Source organism: Corallococcus sp. CA053C (genome assembly GCF_003611675.1).
Classification (GTDB): Bacteria; Myxococcota; Myxococcia; order Myxococcales; family Myxococcaceae; genus Corallococcus.
On record NZ_RAWA01000138.1, the window covers coordinates 1 to 21,040 of the forward strand.

At 70.9% G+C, this 21,040-nt stretch carries 17 protein-coding genes; 6 read left to right on the top strand and 11 right to left on the bottom strand.

Going from position 1 to position 21,040, the window contains the following annotated elements:
• The coding region (locus tag D7V97_RS19475) for a P1 family peptidase (protein ID WP_147444878.1) at positions 1-1,273 on the bottom strand (1,273 nt) is incomplete at its 3' end.
• 45 nt (positions 1,274-1,318) lie between these two features.
• Positions 1,319-2,002: a TetR/AcrR family transcriptional regulator gene (locus D7V97_RS19480; protein WP_120612156.1), complete on the bottom strand. Its 684-nt coding sequence runs from the start codon at positions 2,000-2,002 to the stop codon at positions 1,319-1,321.
• Between the two features lie 172 nt (positions 2,003-2,174).
• On the opposite strand from D7V97_RS19480, the gene D7V97_RS19485 reads away from it, so the two are divergent.
• Entirely contained in the window at positions 2,175-3,602 is a 1,428-nt protein-coding gene (locus tag D7V97_RS19485) for a carotenoid oxygenase family protein (protein ID WP_120612157.1), read from the top strand.
• Positions 3,603-3,612: 10 nt separating this feature from the next.
• On the opposite strand, the gene D7V97_RS19490 is transcribed toward D7V97_RS19485, so the two are convergent.
• Positions 3,613-5,244 carry a CehA/McbA family metallohydrolase gene (locus tag D7V97_RS19490; RefSeq protein WP_158623404.1) on the bottom strand — a complete coding sequence of 544 codons (1,632 nt, stop codon included), beginning with the start codon at positions 5,242-5,244 and terminating at the stop codon, positions 3,613-3,615.
• A 111-nt stretch (positions 5,245-5,355) separates the two neighbouring features.
• Between D7V97_RS19490 and D7V97_RS19495 the strand changes: the two genes are divergently transcribed.
• Positions 5,356-6,669 (top strand): phosphatidylserine/phosphatidylglycerophosphate/cardiolipin synthase family protein, encoded by a 1,314-nt coding sequence (locus D7V97_RS19495; RefSeq protein WP_147444877.1) that lies wholly within the window; start codon positions 5,356-5,358, stop codon positions 6,667-6,669.
• 62 nt (positions 6,670-6,731) lie between these two features.
• Here the strand turns inward: D7V97_RS19495 and D7V97_RS19500 are convergent, their stop codons facing one another.
• The 5 genes from D7V97_RS19500 to D7V97_RS19520 form a co-directional block, all read right to left on the bottom strand.
• The gene (locus D7V97_RS19500; protein WP_120612160.1) at positions 6,732-8,918 is read right to left on the bottom strand and encodes an ATP-grasp domain-containing protein; all 2,187 of its coding nucleotides are present in this window, start codon (positions 8,916-8,918) and stop codon (positions 6,732-6,734) included.
• Complete coding sequence (locus tag D7V97_RS19505; protein WP_120612168.1) at positions 8,903-9,520, bottom strand: RDD family protein; 618 nt, start codon at positions 9,518-9,520, stop codon at positions 8,903-8,905. The genes D7V97_RS19500 and D7V97_RS19505 overlap by 16 nt, the downstream gene beginning before the upstream one ends.
• A 23-nt stretch (positions 9,521-9,543) precedes the next feature.
• Positions 9,544-10,074 carry a hypothetical protein gene (locus tag D7V97_RS19510; protein WP_120612161.1) on the bottom strand — a complete coding sequence of 177 codons (531 nt, stop codon included), beginning with the start codon at positions 10,072-10,074 and terminating at the stop codon, positions 9,544-9,546.
• Positions 10,075-10,150: 76 nt separating this feature from the next.
• Positions 10,151-11,119, bottom strand: a complete 969-nt coding sequence (gene hemB, locus D7V97_RS19515) for a porphobilinogen synthase (RefSeq protein WP_120612162.1) — start codon at positions 11,117-11,119, stop codon at positions 10,151-10,153.
• Positions 11,120-11,181: 62 nt separating this feature from the next.
• Entirely contained in the window at positions 11,182-11,391 is a 210-nt protein-coding gene (locus D7V97_RS19520) for a hypothetical protein (RefSeq protein WP_120612169.1), read from the bottom strand.
• 273 nt (positions 11,392-11,664) lie between these two features.
• Here D7V97_RS19520 and D7V97_RS19525 point away from each other — a divergent pair, with 273 nt between their 5' ends.
• The 4 genes from D7V97_RS19525 (at position 11,665) to D7V97_RS46640 (ending at position 18,023) form a co-directional block, all read left to right on the top strand.
• Entirely contained in the window at positions 11,665-12,654 is a 990-nt protein-coding gene (locus D7V97_RS19525; protein WP_233582983.1) for an ABC transporter ATP-binding protein, read from the top strand.
• Positions 12,651-13,487, top strand: a complete 837-nt coding sequence (locus D7V97_RS19530; RefSeq protein WP_120612163.1) for a hypothetical protein — start codon at positions 12,651-12,653, stop codon at positions 13,485-13,487. The genes D7V97_RS19525 and D7V97_RS19530 overlap by 4 nt, the downstream gene beginning before the upstream one ends.
• Positions 13,488-13,489: 2 nt before the next feature.
• Complete coding sequence (locus D7V97_RS19535; RefSeq protein WP_120612164.1) at positions 13,490-14,611, top strand: hypothetical protein; 1,122 nt, start codon at positions 13,490-13,492, stop codon at positions 14,609-14,611.
• A gap of 184 nt (positions 14,612-14,795) precedes the next feature.
• A complete protein-coding gene (locus D7V97_RS46640; RefSeq protein ID WP_120612165.1) occupies positions 14,796-18,023 on the top strand; it encodes a fused MFS/spermidine synthase in 3,228 nt (1,075 codons plus the stop codon).
• Between the two features lie 20 nt (positions 18,024-18,043).
• Here the strand turns inward: D7V97_RS46640 and D7V97_RS19545 are convergent, their stop codons facing one another.
• Genes D7V97_RS19545 through D7V97_RS19555 form a run of 3 tightly spaced genes read right to left on the bottom strand, consistent with a single transcriptional unit; the run spans position 18,044 to position 21,015 of the window.
• On the bottom strand, positions 18,044-19,009 hold the full coding sequence (locus D7V97_RS19545) for a hypothetical protein (RefSeq protein WP_199728866.1): 966 nt from the start codon (positions 19,007-19,009) through the stop codon (positions 18,044-18,046).
• A gap of 52 nt (positions 19,010-19,061) precedes the next feature.
• Positions 19,062-19,856: a tRNA1(Val) (adenine(37)-N6)-methyltransferase gene (locus D7V97_RS19550; protein ID WP_120612166.1), complete on the bottom strand. Its 795-nt coding sequence runs from the start codon at positions 19,854-19,856 to the stop codon at positions 19,062-19,064.
• Between the two features lie 10 nt (positions 19,857-19,866).
• Positions 19,867-21,015 (bottom strand): DUF1015 family protein, encoded by a 1,149-nt coding sequence (locus D7V97_RS19555; protein WP_120612167.1) that lies wholly within the window; start codon positions 21,013-21,015, stop codon positions 19,867-19,869.
• Between the last annotated feature and the right edge of the window lie 25 nt (positions 21,016-21,040).

The following is a 21,040-nucleotide window of genomic DNA, read 5'->3' on the forward strand; positions in this document are numbered from 1 at the left end:
GGGTCGGAAAGGGGATCCCCTCCGCGCCGCGCACCTTGGTGGGCAAGGCGGAGGAAACCGTCACCTCTCCCTCCCGATCCTCGTCGCTGGGGCGCTCCTTGGAGGCCGGCACGCTCGTCTGGTGGGGGCGCTTCTTCACCGAGGCGAAGATGGGCCGGCAGGCGTCCACGAAGCGGCGCACCTCGTCCAGGGGCAGCGCGGGCGAGTAGTTGTCATTCACCCCCGTCATGGGTTCAGCCATGCACATGGCGTTGAGGATGGCCTCCTCGGTGGCCTCCATCACGGCCTCGTAGAGGGGGTCCAGACGCTGATCCAGGAGGATCTTCATCTTGTAGACCATCTTCTGCGTGCGCCTGGGGATGATGTTCGCGGTGGAGAAGCCCACCACGATCTCCCCGGAGCCGTGCGCCGCGTAGCTGCCCACGCGCCCGATGCCCAGGCCCACGCGCTTGCAGAGGCGGTTGATCTGATGGCTCAACAGCGGCGCGTCGGTGGCGACCACGGCGATGATGGAGCCGTAGGACTTGCCGCGGTGGGGGGTGTTCTTGAACTTCTCCACCAGCACCTCGCCCACCGGCAGGCCGCCCACGCGCAGGTTGTGCATCTTCCCGAAGTTGGACATGACGAGCACGCCCAGCGTGTAGCCGCCCAGCACCTCCGGCAGCTTGCGCGACGACGTGCCGATGCCGCCCTTGAAGTCGCACGTCACCATGCCGGTGCCGCCGCCGACGTTGCCCTCGCGCACCGGGCCGCTGGCGGCGTTGTTGATGGCCTCCAGGACATGCTCCTGGCGCACGTGGCGGCCGGAGATGTCGTTGAGCCAGGAGTCGTCACACTCGCCCACCACGGGGATGATGACGTCGTGCTCGTCGCCGATGCCCGGGTAGCGCTGCACGAGGTAGCGGGCCACGCCGTCCGACACCGCGCCCACCGCCATGGTGTTGGTGAGCAGGATGGGCGTTTCGATGAGGCCCCACTCCATGAGCTGCGTCATGCCGGAGACTTCGCCCGCGCCGTTGAGCACGAAGCCGCCGCCGCTCATGCGGTCCATGAAGATGTTGCCCAGGTTGGGCAGGATGGCGGTGACGCCCGTGCGCACCGGCCCGAAGCCGGGCCTGAGCGGGCCCTGACCCTGGATGATGGTGGAGTGCCCCACGAGCACGCCTTCCACGTCCGTGATCGCGTTGAACTTCCCCGTCTTGAAGCGCCCCAGCGGAAGCCCCAGCTCCCGCGCCCGGACCCTCGGCCCTGTTTCTTCCGGTATCCGCACCATGGCGCCGACCGTAGCCGACAATCTCCGACGGTCAACACCACTTCCCTAGCGACTGTCGGCGTTTCCGCCGGCTTCGGGGCGCATGAGTCCCTCCAGCAGCAGCCGCGTCTGCACGACGGCGAGCGCCTCCGCGGCCTCCGCGCCCCGCATGGCATCGTCGAGCTGCCGGTCCACCAGCAGCGAGGCGAGCCCATGCACCAGCGACCACGCGGTGAGCGTCAGGCGCCGTGACTCCCCCGCGCGCAGGAGGCCCGCGGCCTGCCCGGCTTCGATGCAGCCCACCAGCAATTGGAAGGCGTTGGTCCCCTCCTCCGCCGCATCGGGCTGCGGGGGCCGCGTGAAGTGCGGCCCGAACATCACCCGGAAGTGCGGCGGGTGGCGCACCGCGAAGAGCACGTAGGCCACGCCCGCGGCGGACAGCTGCTCCAGCGGTCCCGACACCCGCGCCATGCGCTCGCGCATCTCCCGCGACATCGTGCGGAAGCCCTGCTGTGACACCGCCTCCAGCAGCGCCTCCTTGTCCGCGAAGTGCCGGTACGGAGCCGCGTGCGTGACGCCCGCCCGCCGGGCCACCTCGCGGAGCGTCAGCGCGCCGAAGCCCTCCTCGGAGATGAGCGTCAGCGCCGCGTCCACCAGCGCCTGGCGCAGGTCACCGTGGTGATAGCGCGCCTTGTCCGCCGCCTTGTCCACCGACTTCCCTGTCCGTGCCTGCTTGCCGCGAGTCGCCACCGTCCGGGCCTCCTCCGTGTCGTCTGGCGGACGTAACCACCCAGGGGGCGAAGTGGCCAGCGTCAACATCGATGTTGACAGCGACAACATGCAATGTTTACGTTGTCTACACGCTGAAGGGATGCGGCAGCGCCCGTGCCCTCCGCAGGAACCAGGAAAGGGATTTTTCGCCATGACGACCGCGATGAAGCAGACGATGTCCTCCGCCGCCCCGGGCTGGCTCCGGGCCTTCCGCACGCTTCCCCGCCAGCACGGCTTCGAGCCGCTGCGGGTGGAGGGCCAGGTGCCCGAAGGCCTGCGGGGTTCGCTGTACCGGGTGGGGCCGTGGACGTTCGAGGTGCACGGCCGGCCGTACCAGCACTGGTTCGACGGGGACGGCGGCATGCTGGGCGTGCGCTTCGGGCCGGACGGCGTGCGGGGCGCGTCGCGGCTCCTGGAGACGCCGAGCATGGTGGCGGAGCGTCAGGGGTCCGGGCAGCGCTACGGCGGCTACGGCACGCCCACGCCGCTGCTGCACAAGCTGCGCAACCAGCGGAAGAACTCGGCGAACACGTCCGTGATGGCGTGGAACGGCAAGCTGTACGCGCTGTTCGAGGCGAACGTGCCCGTGGAGGTGTCCCCGGAGGACCTGTCCTGCGTGGGTGAGTCGGACCTGGACGGCGTGGTGGTGGAGAGCTTCTCCGCGCACCCGCACCGCGTGCCGTCACGCAAGACGTCCTACAACTTCGGCGTGTCGTATGGCCGGGAGACGAAGGTGGAGCTGTACGCGCTGCCGGACGGCGGAAAGGCGCGGCACATGGGCTCCGTGAAGCTCCCCGGCGCGACGATGGTGCACGACTTCATCGCCACGGACCGCTACCTCGTCTTCTTCCTGCCGGCGCTGCGGCTCAACATCTTCCGCATGCTGCTGCGGCTGGGGTCCTTCTCGGAGAACCTCCACTTCCGGCCGGACGTGGGCTCGGAGGTGCTGGTGGTGCCCATCGACGACGTGGAGCACCCGGTGCGCATCCCCACGGAGGCGTTCTACCAGTGGCACTTCGCCAACGCGTTCGAGCAGGGCGAGCAGCTGGTGGTGGACTACGTGCACTACCCCGACTTCACGACGAACCAGTGGTTGGGAGAGCTGGTGCGCGGCCGCACCTCCACGGCCGCGAAGGGCGTGCTGCACCGGGCGGTGGTGGACGTGAAGGCGGGCACCTTCCACACCGAGCGCCGCTCGGACGTGAGCTGCGAGTTCCCCCGCGTCGCCCCCGGCGTGGTGGGCCGCGCGCATGGGACGGTGTTCATGGGCGTGCACACGAGCGAGGAGGCGAAGTGGGGGCCGCACAACGGCGTCGCGCGCATCGAGGTGGCGACGGGCCGGCTGACGGTGGCGGCGCTGGGCGCGGAGCAGTACCCCTCCGAGCCCGTCTTCGTCCCCCGCCCCGGTGGCAGCGCGGAGGACGACGGCTGGCTGCTCACCCAGGTCTTCGACGTGAAGGCGGACGCGTCCCACATCGCGGTGCTGGATGCTCGCCGGCTGGAGGACGGGCCGGTGGCGCGCTGCCACTTCGACCACGCCCTCCCGCCCACCTTCCACGGCGGCTTCGCGCCCGCCTGAGCAGGCCTTCCTACCGCCCCGTCCAGACCGGGGCGATCCACGCCATGGGCGCCGTGCTGCCCTCGTTGTAGACGCGCAGGAAGAAGTACCGGCTCGTCGTGTCGGTGAGGGACGGCGTCCAGGTGACGGAGGCCTGCGGCGTGGCGGGGGCGAAGGTCTGCACCACCACGCCGTCGTCCTTGAGGATTTCAATCCTGGAGATGCGGTCGCCCACGTCCGCGTCGCTCACCTGGATGTTGAAGTCGAACGTGGAGGGGCTCGCGAGCGTGGAGCCCATGATGGCGCCGTTCACCGAGTAGACGACGCGCAGGTTGGAGTCCAACGCGGCGTAGGTGCGCCGTTGCTTCATCGCATCCAGGAGCGCGGCCTTCGTGCGCGTGGGGGCGACGAGGAAGGTGCGCGCGGTGTGGTGCGTGATGCCCCAGAACCCGTGGTTGTCATTGCCGCACACCGGGGACACCTTCCAGCCCTTCTGCAGCGCCGCCAGCCAGGCCTCGTAGTGGAGGTTGTCGTTGGAGTTGATCACCTCCAGCATGGTGAAGATGTCGGTGAGCGCGGCGTCCCGGTACGCGAAGCTGTTGTAGCTGGTGGGCGCGGGGTGGTTGAACGTCGCCACCGTGTCCGGCTGCGTCTTGATCCACGCGTAGAGCTGCTGGATGCCCACGCCGGACTCCAGCGCGTCCAGGTACGCGGGGCTGTTGATGACGTTGATGTGGCCCGTGCCGTCCGGCCCGTTGTTCTCCGAGTGCTCGTAGCCCCAGAAGCCCACGTAGCCACTGTCCGTCGCGCTCACGGCCTGCTGCTTCGTCGCCACCCACGCGGGCGTCGTCGGGCTGGTCGGATCGAACGCCACCTCCTGCGAGTGGTCCGTGGTGACGTAGAAGTCGTAGCCCGCCGCCTTCGCGCGCGCGTGGTGCTCCGACGGGGGCCCGTTCGTGGTGGGGTCTCCGCTGGTCACCTGCTCGCCGTGCGACGACGTGAAGCTGGTGTGCGCGTGCGTGTTGCCCGCGTAGACGAACCACGTCGTCGCCGTGTCGTAGCTCACCACCAGCGTGGGGCCGGGGCTGCCCTCGCGCGACGTGAAGTTCGTGTCACCGGAGAACGTCGTGTCCAGGCCCACCGTCACGTTGCCGTTGCCGGTGATGAGCGCGGACACGTCCCACACCGAGTCCTGCCCCGCCGTGTGGCTGGACACCGTGGACAGCGCGGCGCCCATGGGCAGGCGGGTGTTCCAGGTGAGGGCCGTCTCGCTCCAGCCCGTGTCCGCCACCGCGTGCGCGGTGATGGGGCGGCCCGTGGCGGTGGTGCCGGCGGGCACGCGCAGCTGCGCGGTGAGGTTCGTCGCACCCGCGGGCAGGCCGGTGACGTTGAACTGGAACACGACTTCCTTGCTGTAGTTCGGCTGCCCCGACACCTGGAGGAGGCTCTGCGCGCCAAAGTTCGTCGTGGGCGCGAACTGCTTCACCATCGCGTCCTTCACCGGCGTGAAGCTCAGCGACGTCAGCGCCGCGAGCTGCGAGGACTGGCCGCTGGAGGCCGGCTGGAGGCCCACCGACGCCGCCCGCGCGCCCTGCGGCGCCAGCACCGCGCAGCCCATCAGCACCCACGACACCACCGCACCCCGCTGAAACAATCCGCTCATTGAATTTTCCATATCCGCAAGAATGGGTTTCATTCCATCCATACCCATGTTCTCTCTGTTTTCCACACCATTTCGTATTAAATGGTGAGAATTGGAGAATGGAGGCGGGACATGACACAGCGGCGATGCAGTGGACGTGCAGGGCTCCTGGCGGTGGTGGGACTCGTGGTGTCGGCGGCGCTCGGGGGCTGTCAGCCCGCGGCGCAGGCGGATCCGAACCTGGTGGGCACGCAGCAGCAGGGCGTGACGAACGTGCCGGGGCTCTACGTCGTCTTCAACCAGCCGGACAACACGGGCACGCGGGACTATCGCATCAAGGATGAGGTGGTCCGGCTCATCGACAACAGCCCCAAGGGTTCCTACATCCGCATCGCGATGTTCCTGTGGACGACGGACCACCTGAACGCGGCCATCAAGGCGGCGCTGTGCCGGGGCGTCATCGTGCGGCTGGTGGTGGACGAGCAGAACGGCGGCGCGGCGGAGGAGTTCCTCTCCGGCGGCGTCATCCACGACATCAGCAGCTACGTGCCCCCGGCGGCGAGCTGCCCGGACGCGACGCGGCTGGAGCTGACCCGGTGCAACGGCACGGGCGCGGGCAGCGCGTGCATCGCGGGCTTTGATCGCTCCACGACCATCATGCACGACAAGATCTTCACCTTCAGCACGACGACGGATCCGCAGGGCAACCGCATCCAGCGCGTCGTGGTGCAGGGCTCGTGGAACAACACCTACTCCCAGAACAACTACTGGAACGACATGGTCGTCAGCTACGAGGACTGGGACTGGTACGACTACTGGGTCGGCTACCACAATGACCTGCGCGGCGGGACGAAGACGACGGACTACTACAACCCCACCACGGGCCAGGGGTACTACGCCTCACCGAACGCGCCGTGGACCGCGTACTTCTTCCCGCGCGAGGGCAACGACAACGAGCTCAGCTCCGACACCGTGACGAACAACTTCACGGACTACATCCGGACGGCCGTGACGGGCTGTACGCTGGACGTGAACGAGAACCACTTCAATGACAGCCGCGTCATCGTGGCCACGGAGCTGGTGCGCATCGCGAAGCTGGGCTGCAAGGTGCGCGTGCTCTACACGGACATGGACGCGGGCATCCGCACGAAGCTCGGCGGGTCGTCCAACATCACCGTGCGCCAGCTGTATGACGTATCCGCGAACAACGTGAAGGACAGCGGCGGCGCGCCCCGGGAGGTCCTCACCCACAGCAAGCACTTCGTCTACTCGGGGAACTTCAACGGGACGGTGCGGAAGATCGTCCTGACGGGCTCGCACAACCTGTCGAAGAACTCGCTGCGCTACAACGACGAGAACCTCGTGAAGTACTACTCGGACTCGCTGTGGCAGGCGTACCACGCCAACTTCGAGAAGGCCTGGGCGCAGGCGCTCAACGACGGGTAGCGCGCACGGGAAGGCAGGGGACGTTTCCGCGTCCCCTGCCCTCGCGGGTCCGCTTCAGCGGCTCAGGACTTCAGCTCGCCGGTGGCCGCCGGGTTGCCGTTCACGAGCGGGGGCGCGGCCGCGGCGTTCGCCTGCGCGGTCTGCTCCTCGATGCGCTGCACCACCTTGTTGAGCGGCGGCGTGGGCCCGGGCGGGTGCTCCGTCTGGGCCCGGCGCGCCTCGCGCTCCTTGTAGCGGCGGATGGCGGGCGCCATGATCTCACCGATGAGCGCGCGGTAGTCCATGCCCGCGCCCTGCGCGATGAGCACCAGGTCGCTCCAGCCGGGCGTGAGGCCGGGCAGCGGGTTGCACTCGATGAAGTAGATGCGCCCCTTGTCATCCATGCGGAAGTCGATGCGCGCCACGTCGCGGCACCCCAACGCCATGAACGAGTTGCGCGCCGCCGTGCGCAGCTTCTCCAGTAGCGCGGGTTCAATCTTCGCGGGCGCGTCGTAGCGGATGCGATCCGTCCAATCCAGCTTGTGCTGGAAGCTGTAGACGGGGTTCTTCTCCGCCTTGTCCAGGAAGACGATCTCCATGGGCGGCAGCACGCGCGGACGCCGCTCGCCCAGCAGGCCCACCGTGAACTCGCGGCCGCCGATGTACTCTTCAATCAGCGCGGGCTGCTGGTACTTGCCAGCGATCTCCTTCACCACGTCGCGCAGCTCCGCTTCGCTGTAGCAGACGCTCTTGGTGACGACGCCCTTGGAGCTGCCCTCCGCCACCGGCTTCACGATGAGCGGGAAGCCGGTGAACTCCTTGTTCAGCCGCTCCTTGCCCGTCACCATCAGCTGGAAGTTGGGCGTGAGGATGCCCGCCTGACGGACGATCTTCTTCGCCAGCGCCTTGTCCAGGGCGAGCGACAGCGTCGCGGGATCGGAGCCCGTGTACGGGATGTCCAGGAGCTCCAGCATCGCGGGCACCTGGCTCTCGCGGTTGCGGCCCTTGAAGCCCTCGGCGATGTTGAAGACGATGTCCAACGGCGTGCTGGAGAGCACCGTGGGCAATTCCGCCGTGGCCTCCAGGTCGATGACCTCATGGCCCCACGACGCGATGGCCTCGCGGATGGCCTGGAGCGTGTTGGGCGAGTCGTACTCCGCCTCGCTGTCCTCCACCGTCTCCGCCGTGGCGCTGGGCTTCACGCGCTTCACGTTGAAGCTGAAGCCCACCCGCAGCGGCCCCGTCTTGCGCGCGGGCTTGCCCTGGCGGCGCGCGGAGTCGCGGATCTTGTAGCGCTTGGCCGCGCTCTGGATGATGGAGTTGATCACCCCGTCCAGGTGCAGCCCCTCCAGCTCCGCCGCGGAGTAGATGCCCGCACCCGGCTCCAGGCTGGGCAGCGCGTTGATTTCGAGGAAGTACGGCACGCCCGCGTCGGACAGGCGGAAGTCCAGGCGCCCCAGGTCGCGGCAGTCCAGCACCTGGAAGATCTTCTGCGCCATCTTGCGCACGTCCTCCGCCATCTTCGGGGGGATGTTCGCCGGGGCGCGCACGCTGACGGCCTTCTCGCGGCGCGTCTTCAGCTCGTAGTCGTAGATGGCGTACTTGCGGCCCGTCGCGGCCTCCGGGTCGATGACGTACTCCACCGGCGTCAGCACGCCGTCGTAGTCGTTGTCCACCGCGGCCAGGAACGGCACCGTGAGGTCGCGCCCGCTGATGTACTCCTCCACCAGCACGCCCGCCGGGTACTTCTCCAGCGCCTTCGCCACCTTCTCCCGCACGGCCTCCAGCGTCTCCGCGACGGAGTCCTGGGTGATGCCCTTGGAGGAGCCTTCGAAGTTGGGCTTCACGATGACGGGGAAGTGCAGGTTCTCCGCCGTCAGCTCGCTGAGCTTCTCCACGTACTGCCAGCCGGGCGTACGGATGCCGTGCTTGGACAGGATGAGCTTGGTGAGCTGCTTGTCCAACGTGAGCGCCAGCGCGTACGCGTCCGAGCCCGTGTACGCGAAGCCCAGCTCGTCGAAGAGCGCCGGGTAGAACGCCTCGCGGAAGCGGCCCCGGCGGCCCTCGGCGGTGTTGAAGATGAGGTCGGGGCTGTAGGCCTCCAGGCGGGCGACGGTGCGCGACGCGGGGCCGCTCACCTCGAAGCGCTCCAGGCGGTGGCCCAGGCGCTCGATGGCGGCCGCGAGCGTGTTCACCGTCTCCTGCGTGTCGAACTCCGCTTCCTCCTCCGAGTCCGACAACCGCAGGTTGTAGGTCAGCGCGATGCGCATGGCTTGCCCTGTCTCCCTTTCCGGAATGGCTTGCAGCGGCGGACCTTCGCCGCGGTCATCAAACGGCCCGGGGCGCGCGTTGCCGCCACGGGCGTGCGGGCTGCAACCGTCGCGCCCGCCACAACCTTCCCATCCACCACCTGCGTCTGCGCCCAGGTATCGCCCAGCCGCAGGCCCAGCGGGTCGCGCAGCACGCGCCACGCCTCCACGCCCCCAATCACCACGAAGCCCGCCGCCGCGGCCACCAGGCCCTGCGGCGCGGGCATCATCCCCAGCAGGACGACGAGGGCGAGCGGCGCGTTCCGCAGCGTGCTGTCCCGGTGCCGCGCGGCCGAGCGCGTGGGCAGGTGCATCACCTTCACGCCGAAGATGCGCTTGCCCACGCTCTGCCCCTGGAGCATCCCGTCCGCGAGCAGCAGGAACAGCAGCGCCACCACCGCGCCCGCCGCGCCGCACACCACGTACAGGCCCCACGCCGTCAGACAGTCCACCACGCGCGCGCCCAGGCGCAGCAGCAGGGACGCCTTCGGGTACGGAGAGTCCGGCTCCGCGTCCTCCTGCACCAGCCGCAGCACGCGGCTGCCTCCGCGGCCCGTGGACATCAGGCTGCGTTCGGGAGCGGCGCTCACTCCTCCGGCTCCAGCGTGAGGCCCTCTTCCGTGGGCTCCGGTTCATCCAGCCCGGCCAGCCGCGCCAGCCGCTCGTGCGCGGACAGCGGGTGGACGAAGGGCACCACCGTCTGCGCGTGCTCCCCGGTCTGTTCGGCCGCGAGCCTCGCGGTGGGGCTGCCGACGTCCGACATCCGCTGCAGTCGCTCGCGCGCGCCGGCCTCGTCGTGCTGCGCGGCCTCGCCCTCGCGGGTGAAGAACACGAACGCCATCGCCGGCCGCTTGGAGGACTCGCGCATCGCGAACTGCACGCCGTCCAGGTTCCAGCCCTTGCCCGTCCACTCGTTCAAGGTGCGCTCCAGCGCGCCCTCATCCACCGTGGACAGCTCCACCACTTTGTATTGCAACGGCCCGGGCTCACGCACGACCGGGGTGTGGCCCCGGCCCGGACGCTGGCCGGCCCGGGACTTCGGCTTCGCGGCAGGGGCGCGTCGGGGCGGAGGTTTCGCCGGCTTGCGTCCGGGGCGCTTCTTCTTCTGGGTGGGCATCGTGTGGGGACCATTTGGGCGCAAGCGGCGGAGCCGATCAAGCTCTCCACCGCGACAGCGCGCCCCGCGTGTTGCCTTAGAGGAGTTTGGCGGCTTCCAGGGCGTGGTACGTGATGACCAGGTCGGCGCCAGCGCGCTTGATGGACGTGAGCACCTCCATCATCACGCGCTCGTAGTCCACCCACCCGTTCTGGCCGGCGGCCTTGAGCATCGCGTACTCGCCGGAGACGTTGTACGCGGCGAGCGGCAGGTCGAAGTTCTCGCGCAGCGCGCGGATGACGTCCAGGTACGACAGCGCGGGCTTCACCATGATGAAGTCCGCCCCCTCGTCCACGTCCAGCGCCGTCTCGCGGATGGCTTCGCGCACGTTGCCGGGGTCCATCTGGTAGCCGCGCCGGTCGCCGAACTGGGGCGTGCTCTGGGCGGCCTCGCGGAAGGGACCGTAGAAGCCGGAGGCATACTTGGCCGAGTACGCCATGATGGGCGTGTCGGACAGCTTCACCTCGTCCAGCGCCTTGCGGATGGCGCCGATGCGGCCGTCCATCATGTCCGACGGGGCGACGATGTCCGCGCCCGCCTGCGCGCACGTGACGGCCATCTGCGCGAGCAGGGGCAGCGTGGCGTCGTTGACGACGTGCTGACCGTCGAGCACGCCGCAGTGGCCGTGGTCGGTGTACTCGCAGAGGCACACGTCCGCGATGACCTGGAGGTCCGGCACCGCGGCCTTGATCTCCCGGATGGCGCGCTGGACGATGCCGTCGCGCGCGTAGGCCTGCGTGCCTTGCGCGTCCTTGTGGTCCGGGATGCCGAAGAGGATGACGGACGGCACGCCCAGCGACTTCGCGAGCTTCGCCTCCTGCACGGCATGCTCCACCGACAGGTTGAAGATGCCCGGCATGGAGGAGATGGGACGGCGCACGTCCCGGCCCTCGACGACGAAGAGGGGGTAGATGAAGTCCGTGGGCGAGAGACGCGTCTCTCTCACCATGTCACGGAGGGCCGCGGAGCGGCGCAGCCGGCGGGGGCGGTGGACGGGGTGGGCCATGGGCGCCGGTATAAACCGCCCGGCGCCGCGCTTCACCCCTTCCCTGCCAGCAACCTGCCTGCTCAGCCAGCGACAGGACGCCAGCTCTGCTGCTGGCGGCGGCTGTCGCGCGCCATGCGGTCGGCCCGCCGGTTGGCGAGGTCCGCCTCGTACAGCGCCCGCGCGTACCGCACCCGCGCGGCCTCCGTGCCGCTGACCAGCTCCCGCTCCGCGGCTTCCAATTCACGACGCGCGTCCTGAAGCTGCTGTTCCGCTCCGTATGCCCACGTCATGCCCGTCTCTCCGTGTGTCTTGCGTGTGTCCAGCATGTGCCCGCCACGCGTTGCAGGGGCCGGACCAGCCGCTCCGTTGGAGCCCCCAGAGTCGCAACGCCCCGGAACGACGGGGTATCGCGGCGCGGCAGGGGCAGCGGAGGTGCGAAGCGCGTTTCCCAGTGGCGCGAACCCTGAAACGCGGAGAGCCCTCCTTTTCAGGCCCGCCTGTCCCTCCCCCGAGTGCGAGGCGGGTGCAATCATCGCCCTCGCGGGTCGTCTACAGTCGCAACCGTGACGACACCGCTCCCTGCCCTCGAAGTCCGGGGCCTGCGAAAAACCTATCACCGCGCCTTCGGACGGGGCGGCCATGAGGCCCTCAAGGGCATGGACCTGCTCGTCCCCGCGGGCAGCGCCTTCGGGCTCATCGGCCCCAATGGCGCGGGCAAGACGACCTTCATCAAGAGCGTGCTCGGCATCGTGCGGCCCACCGCGGGCACGGTGCGCGTGCTGGGCGGCTCGCCGGAGGACCCCGCCATCCGCGCGCGCATCGGCTACCTGCCGGAGCGGCTGCACCTGCCGGGCACGTGGAAGGCGCCCGCGTTCCTCGCCACCGTGGCCCGCCTCAAGGGGCTGAAGCCGGACGCGAGCGCGCTGCTGCGCCTCTTGGAGCGCGTGGGGCTTTCGGACGCGGTGGACCGGAAGATCGGCGGCTATTCGAAGGGCATGCGGCAGCGGCTGGGGCTGGCGGCGGCGCTCCTGGGAGACCCGGCCCTGCTGGTGCTGGACGAGCCCACGGACGGCATTGATCCGATGGGCCGGCTGGAGGTGCGCCGCATCCTCCAGGAGGAGGTGCGCCGGGGCGTGACGCTGTTCCTCAACTCGCACCTGCTGGCGGAGACGGAACGGGTGTGCGACCGCGTGGCCATCCTCGCGGACGGGCGCGTGCTGCGCGAAGGCCGGCTGGAGGAGCTCGCGCGGGGAGGTGCCAGGTGGCGCGTGCGCTTCGCACCCGGCGCGGAGGCCTCCGCCCTGCTGGCGGCGGGCTTCGTTCCTGGAGATACGGACGCGCAGCTGCTCAAGGGAGCGACACCGGGCGCGCAGGCGGACGGTGCGCGGGAAGGTGTGTACCTGGTGGAGGCGACGGACGTGGCGGTGCTCAACGCGGCGTTGGACCGGGCCCGGGCTTCGGGCGCGCTGCTGATGGAGCTGCGGCGCGAGGGCGCGGACCTGGAGGCGGTGCTGCTGGGCGCGGTGGGCAGCAGCCCGGGGGTGGCGGCGTGAACCCGGTGTTCGTCATCGCGGGGTACGTGCTGCGCGAGGCCGCGTCGCGCAAGTTCATCCTGGCGTTCATGGTGGGGCTCACGCTGGTGCTGGCCACGGTGGCGCTCAGCCTGAAGCTGGAGGTCGTGGACGGGGCGCTCGCGGCGACGCGGCTGTTTGGCGAGGTGGTGCGCGCCAACATCACGTCCGTGGACGTGGCGCTGCGGCCCATCTTCCGCGCGGCGGCGTACCTCGTGTTCTACGGCGGCATCCTCTTCGGCATCGTGGCGTGCTCGGACTTCGCGCCGGGCCTGCTGTCGCCCGGCCGCATCGAGCACCTGCTCGCCCTCCCCTTGCAGCGCTGGCACCTGCTGGCGGGCACGTTCGTGGGGGTGATGACGCTGGCACTGGGCGGCACGGTGTACGCCGCGGGCGGGCTCACGCTCATCTTCGGGGTGAAGACGGGCTATTGGACGCTGGGGCCGCTCGTCGCGGGGGGCCTGGCGTGCGTGGGCTTCGCGGCGGTGTACGCGGTGATGCTCACCACGGCGACGCTGGTGCGCAGCGCGGCGCTCTGTGCCGCGGCGGGCTTCGTGCTGCTGGTGGGCGGCATCCTGGCGGGGTTCCGCGCGGACGTGTCGCGCTACCTGGAGGCGGGCGTCGGGCGCACGTCGTTCGACGCGGTGACGCTGGTGCTGCCCCGGCTGTCGGCGCTGGCAACGGGGGCGGCGGACCTGGCCAGCTCCACGCCGCTCAAGCCGGACTCGCTGGGGATGTTGCTGGGCGGCGTGCTGGTGTTCGGACTGGGAGCGCTCGCGGTGGGCTTCTGGCACTTCGAAGGAAAGGATTGCTGAGCATGGATTCGCGCGGTCGCAGGAAGGTGTGGCTGGGTGGGGCCGTGCTGCTGTTCGCGGTGGCCGCGCTGCTGATGTTCACGGGCCAGGGCGACGAGGCGCCGCCCCCCGCGCCGGAGGTGAAGTTCCCCTCGCGCATGCGCGGTCCGGACTTCGAGCGCGCGGAGAAGCGCCGCACCTGGGTGATGCCCACCGTGGAGGACGCGGGCGTCGCGGCGCCCGTGAAGCCCCGCGACCCGCTGCTCGCGGCGCTCCCGCGCGGCAAGGGGAGGACGGCGGTGGTCATCGAGGCGAACGCCCTCAGGCACTCGCCCCTGGGCGAGCTGCTGATGGACTGCCTGATGCGCGACGGCGGCAAGAACCTGGAGCAGTTCAAGGCGCTGAGCGGCGTGGATCCGTTCCAGGACCTGGACCGCATGGTCATCACCGACGAGGGGCTCATCCTCTCCGGCGACTTCAGCAAGGCGCGCTACCAGGAGCTGCTGGGCGATCGCGTGTCGTCGGACCACGGGCCGGGCGCGCGGGTGTACGAGCCGGGCGACACGTCCTTCCCCCTGCCGGACGGCGGCACGCGGCGCGGGCGGATGGACAGAGCGGTGGGCACCTGGAACGACCAGATGCTGGTGGTGGGCCGCAACCCGGACGAGGTGAAGACGGTGCTGGATCGCATGGATGGCCGCGGGCAGGAGGAAGGGCCGCCGCTGCTCGACGAGAACAGCACCTACGGGGAGATGTACGGGGTGCTCGCGGTGGAGCAGCTCGCGAAGATGCTGGGGCCGGATCAGGCGGAGCTGGCGCAGCGGCTGAAGGACGTGGCCCAGAACGTGGAGCTGCACCTGGACACCAGCGGCGACGTGGCCATGGTGGCGGACGTGCGCGGCATGGACGCGGACAAGATGACCGACCTGGGCAAGTCGCTGGGCGGCGCGCTGTCCATGGCGCGGATGAAGGCGCAGGCGGACGGCAACACGGAGATGGCGCAGCTCCTGGACTTCGCGAAGGTGCGGCCGGACGGCACGTCCTTCAAGCTGGAGCTGGCGGTGCCCCTGTCCGCCATCCAGGAGCAGCTCGCCTGGTGTCGCACGGAGCGCAAGGCCGCCGAGGGCGCGTCCCCGACGCCGTGAAGCGGGGAGCCCGGGACCCGGGGCCCCCCGGGTCATGGACGCCATGGCTGGAGGGCTGGGAGGCAGGCCCCTTCGTCCCTGTTTTCCTGGGGGCACTCCGCGCGACATACTGGAGCCCGATAGGGAGCCGCGGCCCGCCATTTCCGGGCGGCCGCGTGAAGAGGACGCTCCCGCGAGGTTCTTGATGAATGCACGCGTGCTGAGGGTGGCGCCCCTCCTCTTTGGTTCGGGGCTCTGTGCCCTCGTCTATCAGACGGTGTGGCTGCGGGAGTTCCGCCTCATCTTCGGGGCCTCCACCGCCGCGTCGGCCGCGGTGCTCGCCATCTTCATGGGCGGGCTGGGGCTGGGCAGCGCGCTGCTGGGGGCGCGCGCGGATCGCCAGGCCCGGCCGCTGGCCTTCTACGCGAACCTGGAGCTGCTCATCGCCGTGAGCGCGGCGCTGAGCCCGTTCCTCGTGGAGCTGGCGCGCGCCGTGTACATCGCGATGGGCGGCACACCGGTGCTGGGCCTGGGCCTGGGCACCGTCGTCCGGCTGGTGCTGTCGCTGCTGGTGCTGGCGGTGCCCACGGTGCTGATGGGCGGCACGCTCCCGGCCGCCGCGCGCGCGGTGCTCTCCGACGAGGACCCGCACCGCCGCGACCTCGCCCTGCTCTACGGCATCAACACCCTGGGCGCCGTGACGGGCGCGGTGGCCTCCACGTTCCTGCTGCTGGAGGTCCTGGGCAATCGCACCACCCTCTGGTCCGCGTGTCTGCTCAACGCGCTCGTGGCCGTCACCGCGCGCGCCGTGAGCCGGTCGATGGAGGGGGCCGCGGACGGCGCGAAGGAGGCGGCCCCGGCCGTCCCCGCGACGTCGACCTCCGTGGAGCCCGCGCCCGGCGTGGACGGGGGCACGACGCTGCCGCCCCGGGGCTTCGTGCTGATGTCCGCCGCGGTGGTGGGCTTCGCGTTCCTGCTGATGGAGCTGGTCTGGTACCGCATGCTGGGGCCGCTGTTGGGCGGCACCACGTTCACGTTCGGCCTCATCCTCGCGCTGGCGCTGCTGGGCATCGGGTTGGGCGGCACGGCCTACACGGTGTTCTTCCGCCACCGCCCGGCCACGCTCGGAGGCTTCGCGTTCACGTGCGCGGCCGAGGCCGTGCTGATGGCCCTCCCCTTCGCGCTGGGGGACCGGATGGCCATCCTCGCCGCGCTCCTGCGTCCTTTGGGGAGCATGGGCCTGGGCGGCATGGCGCTGGGCTGGACGTTCATCACCTCCCTCGTGGTGCTGCCCGCCGCGTTCGTCTCCGGCGTGCAGTTCCCCCTGCTGCTCGCGCTCATCGGCCGGGGCCGGCAGGACGCGGGCCGGCAGGTGGGCCAGGTGTACGCGTGGAACACGGGAGGCTCCATCGTGGGGTCGCTCGCGGGGGGCTTCGGGGTGATTCCGCTGCTCACCGCGCCGGTGACGTGGCAGGCCGTGGCCGGGCTGCTGGCGACGCTCGGGCTGGGCGCCGCCCTGCTCTCCTTCCAGCGGGAGCGACGCCGGAGCGCGGTGGTGCTGCCGGCGGTGGCCACCGCGGTCGCCGTGCTGCTGCTCACCGCGCAGGGGCCCACCGCGGCGTGGCGCCACTCCGGCGTGGGCGCGGGCCGCTCCGGCCTGCACGAGCCCGACATCCAGGAGCTGGACGCGTTCCTGTCCGCCAGCCGCGCCGGCATCGCCTGGGAGCACGAGGGCGTGGAGAGCAGCGTCGCGCTCTCGGACGAGGACGGCCTGAGCTTCATCGTCAACGGCAAGGTGGACGGCAACACGATTGGCGATGCGCCCACCCAGGTCATGTCGGGCCTGCTCGGCGCGCTGCTCCACCCGGAGCCCCGCAGCTCGCTGGTCATCGGCCTGGGTACGGGCAGCACCGCGGGCTGGCTGGGCCGGGTGCCGGGCATGGAGCGCGTGGATGTCGTGGAGATCGAACCCGCCATCCTGGAGGTGGCGCGCCGCTGCCATGACGTGAACGCGGACGTGATGAACAACCCGAAGGTGCACACCTCCATCGGGGATGCCCGCGAGGTGCTGCTCACCACCCGCCAGCGCTACGACATCATCTTCTCGGAGCCCTCCAACCCCTACCGCGCCGGCATCTCCAGCCTCTTCACGCGCGAGTTCTACCAGGCGGCGAAGCTGCGGCTGGCCGAAGGCGGCCTGTTCCTGCAGTGGCTCCAGGCCTACGAGGTGGACGCCCTCACCGTCCAGAGCGCCTACGCCACGCTGTCCTCGGAGTTCGCGGCGGTGGAGACCTGGCAGCTGCAGACCGGGGACCTGCTGCTGGTCGCCTCCGGCAAGCCCCTGTCGCACGACCTTGCGAAGCTGCGCGCCCGCATCGCCCAGGAGCCCTATCGCGGCGTGCTGCACGCGGTGTGGCGCACGGATGAGCTGGAGGGCGTGCTGGCGCACCTCATCGGCAACGCGGAGCTGGCCCGGCTGGCGGCGGACCGCGGCTCGGAGATGATCAACACGGACGACCTGTCCTCCATGGAGTTCGCCTTCGCGCGCAACGTGGGCCGGGTCACGGGCTTCTCCGCCGCGACCCTGCGCCAGACGGCGCGCAAGCTGCGCCTGGACCGCCTGGACATGGCCGGAGGAAACGCGGACTGGGAGCGCGTGGACGAGCTGCGGATCTGGCTGGGGCTCACCGCGACCGGTCGCATCCCGGTGACACTCCAGACCTACCAGGCCTTCGTCCAGGCCGCGAAGGCGGGCGACGATCGCCGGACCCTGGACCTGTGGCAGCAGCTGAAGCGCGCCCCCCGGGGTCCGCGCGAGGAGCTGGCGCTGGCCCGGGCCCTGGTGGCCAGCGGGAGCCCGGAGGCGCCCGGAGCCGTCCAGGTCCTGCGCGCCCACCTCCCCATCGAGGCGGACCTGCTGGAGGGCCTGCTGCTGGAGTCCCAGGGCCAGGATGCGCGGGCGGTGCCGTTGCTGGAGCGCGCGTTCACGTCCCTGCGGAAGGATCCCTGGCCGGCCCGGACGCTCACGGACGCGGCGCTGGATGCGTCACTGCGCGTGGGCCAGCGCTCGCCCGAGCTCGGGCACCGGCTCTATACGACGCTCGCGCAGCCCTTCGCCGCGAGCGCGGTCACCACCCACCGGGAGCTGGTCCGCGCCCAGCTCGCGGTCGCCGCGGGAGGCGTCGCCCTGTGCGCGGAGGGGCTGGAGCCGCTGGAGCCCCACGTGCCCTGGAACCACGCCCTGCTGCTGGCGCGGGCGGACTGCTACACGAAGCGGGGAGACGCCCGGGCGAAGGCGGCCCAGGAGGACCTGGAGCGCTTCCTGGCGCAGGCCCCGGCGCCGTTCCTCGACGGCGTCCTCGCGGAGGAGGCACCCGTCGAAAGGGCCCCGCCCCAGACGCCCCCGGTCGGAGACGCGCAGGCGGCGCCGTGAGCCCTCAAGCCCCGCGCGGCTCAAGGCGCGGGGCGTGAAGCGCGCGCCTTCGCCTGGGGCGGCGCGGGACGCCAGCCGAGCACCACGCGGGCATAGGGCGTGGGCCCGGCCCCGAGCCCGGGGATGTTCAGGTTGTCGCGCTGGCGATCCAGCAGCGCGAAGTCGTTGATCAGCGTGAGGCCCACCGCGGAGCTCAGCCACAGGTCCCGGCCCAGGTGGACGTTGACGGTGGGCGCCGCGCGGACGACCGACTCCCGCACGTAGTGCGCGCCCAGCTCCTTCACCCCGGACTCGAAGCGGGTGTGGAGCACCTGCTGCTCGAAGCCGCCCACGAACCCCACCTCCACCGTCTCCCCCAGCTTGCGCAGCAGGGTGAGCTTGGGCAGGCCCACCTCCAGGACATAGGGGCCCCGGCGATAGTTCAGGCTGGCCATGGGAATGACGGGCAGCGAGTCGAAGGGCCACAGCGCCACCAGGCCGAACGTCAGCGAGATGCCGGGCTCGTCACCCAGCTGGTGGTTGGCCATGGCGAAGGCCACCCACGAGGTGTCCATCCCCATGCTGAAGGACGACTGGAAGTCCGTGCGGGTGCTGCCCATCACGCCGGCGATGAACAGCCAGCGCGGCGCCACGGGACGGATGAGCGTCAGCCCCAGCTGGATGCGGTGGAAGCGCCGTCCCACCGCGTCCTCACCGGCGCCTCCGGGCCGGGACAGCTCCACGCCCAACCACCGCGTCTCGTAGCCCAGGGAAGGCAGCAGGTACGTGCGGCCCAGGACGACGGGGGGAAGCGGCACGCGCAGGTCCAGCTGCCGCCGCTCGTCCAACCGGGTCCGGCCCGCGTCCAACGTCCCACCGCTGGAGATGCTGTAGCCCACGTAGAGCCGGTCCGCCTGGGTCTGGGCCAGGGCCGGGACGCTGAAGAGCGCCAGGAGCACGGCCAGCCAGCATCCCACTCGCACCGTACGGAAGGGGTCCACGCGCATGCCGGGGACGTTACCTCCAAAGCCTCGCGGACGGAGGGCGGAATCCCGCGCCTCAGCCCACCATCGCACCCACCTCGTCGGTGAACGCGTGGTCGTCCTCCGCGTGCACGACGAGCGGGGGCAGCACCGTCAGGTCCGTGCGGCCGCCCTTCACCGCGTGCAGGAGCACCAGCTTCGCGGGCCGGTCCGCGCGCGGGTGCACCATGCGCACCGTGCGGGGCTCCAGTTGCAGCGTGCGCAGCACCGACACGAGCTCACTGAAGCGTGACGCCGGGTACACCATGCACAGCCCGCCCCGAGGCACGAGCAGGTAGGCCGCCGCGCGCACGACGTCCGGCAGCTCGCAGGCGATCTCATGTCGCGCGAGCGCCTTCTCCGGGGACAGGTTGCTCTGGCCCGCGGTGCGCGCGCGGTAGGGCGGGTTGCACAGCACGTGGCCGAAGCTGCCCGCGGGGAACATCTCCGTGACGTGCCGCAGGTCGCCCTGCACCAGCGTCACCGCGCCCTCGCTGCGGTTCAAGTACACGTTGCGCTCGGCGAGGGAGAACAGGCCCGGCTGCAGCTCCAGCGCGGTGATGTCCGTGCGCCCCAGCCTGCGGGCCAGCACCAGCGGGATGATGCCGCACCCGGTGCCCAGGTCGAGCAGCCGCCCCCGGTGCGCGCCCGCCTCGAACACGGCGAAGTGCGCGAGCAGCACGGGGTCCAACGTGAAGCGGTAGCCCGCGCGCCGCTGGAGCACCTGCACCTCCCCGCCGCAGATGGCGTCGAGCGTCTCCCCGGGTCCCGGCTGCAGCTCCAGCCGCACCTGCCGGGGCCAGTCCTCCGGGGTTCCGGTCAGCGCCCGCACGGGAAGGCCGTCACACTTCGGGGTCCAGGAAGAGCAGGCCCGCGGGCACGCGAGGCTCCACGCGCAGCGTGCGCGGCGGCAGCGTGGCCTGGGCCTCCATCACCGCGCGCACCTCCCAGACGGGCGGCGGGTTGAGCGCGAAGCCCGCCTGGAACGTGCCGGCCTCCACGCCCTGCACCAGCGCCTCCAGGCCGTGCACCGGATAGACCTGGGGATGGCCGGACGCCTCCGGGTCCTGGATGCCCAGCACCGTGCGCAGCACCAGCGCGTTGAGCAGCGCCAGGTCCAGGCTCCTGAGCGTGGGGCTGCGCGGCGCGCCCTTCAGGTGCGCCAGGTCCAGCCCCTGGCGGAAGCGCAGGATGCGGCCCCGGCCTCCCGGCAGCACCAGCAGCACCGCGTGCTGTCCGGGCACCAGCGTGGCCAGCCGCTCGCGCGCCGCCACCATGCCCTGCGGGGTGGTGAGGGGCGCGTCCAGCTCCGTCACGCGCGCGTAGGCGGACACCAGCGTAAGGAAGGTCTCCTCCTGGAACGTCTCCACGCCCTTGAGCGCGCGGTGGATGGGGCACAGCTCCAGGCCCGGCTCGGACAGCGGCACCACCGCCGCCAGCGTCCGGCGCTGATCGCTCAGGGCCGCCAGGGGGCGCATGGGCGCTTCGTCCAGCACGGCCTGCAAGCGCTTGGACACCGGAGACGGTTCGATGCGCAGGAGCGACACCGGCGCGCCGTCGTACTGGCCCTTCCAGACGGAGATGCCGCGCTCGGCGGCCTCCGCGAGCAGCGCGCGCAGGGCGCCGTGGTCATCCGCCACCAGCGTGACGGCGGGCTCCACCTCCCAGGCGCGCGGGCGGTACGGGTCGTGCTCCAGCGGGGGCGCCGCGTCCGGCGTCAGCGCGCAGAGCAGGTAGCGCACCGGCGGGCCGGAGAACTTTCCCGCGGGGCCGTGCAGCTCGACGACGTAGAGCGCGGGGCGGGCATCCTTCAGCAGGGTGCCCGCGTCGCGCATGCGCCGCAGCTCCGCGCTGGGGTTCGCGGCCTCCAGGAGGGGCCGGACATGCGCGGGCCGAGGGGCCGCGTTACCGCGGAAAGCAGCGTCGCCGGGCTCCTCCAGGGAGCGATCCAGCGAGGCCAGGAGGGCCGTGAAGGGAAGGACGCGCGCCATATCTGGTGGGAAGGTGATGCTGCCC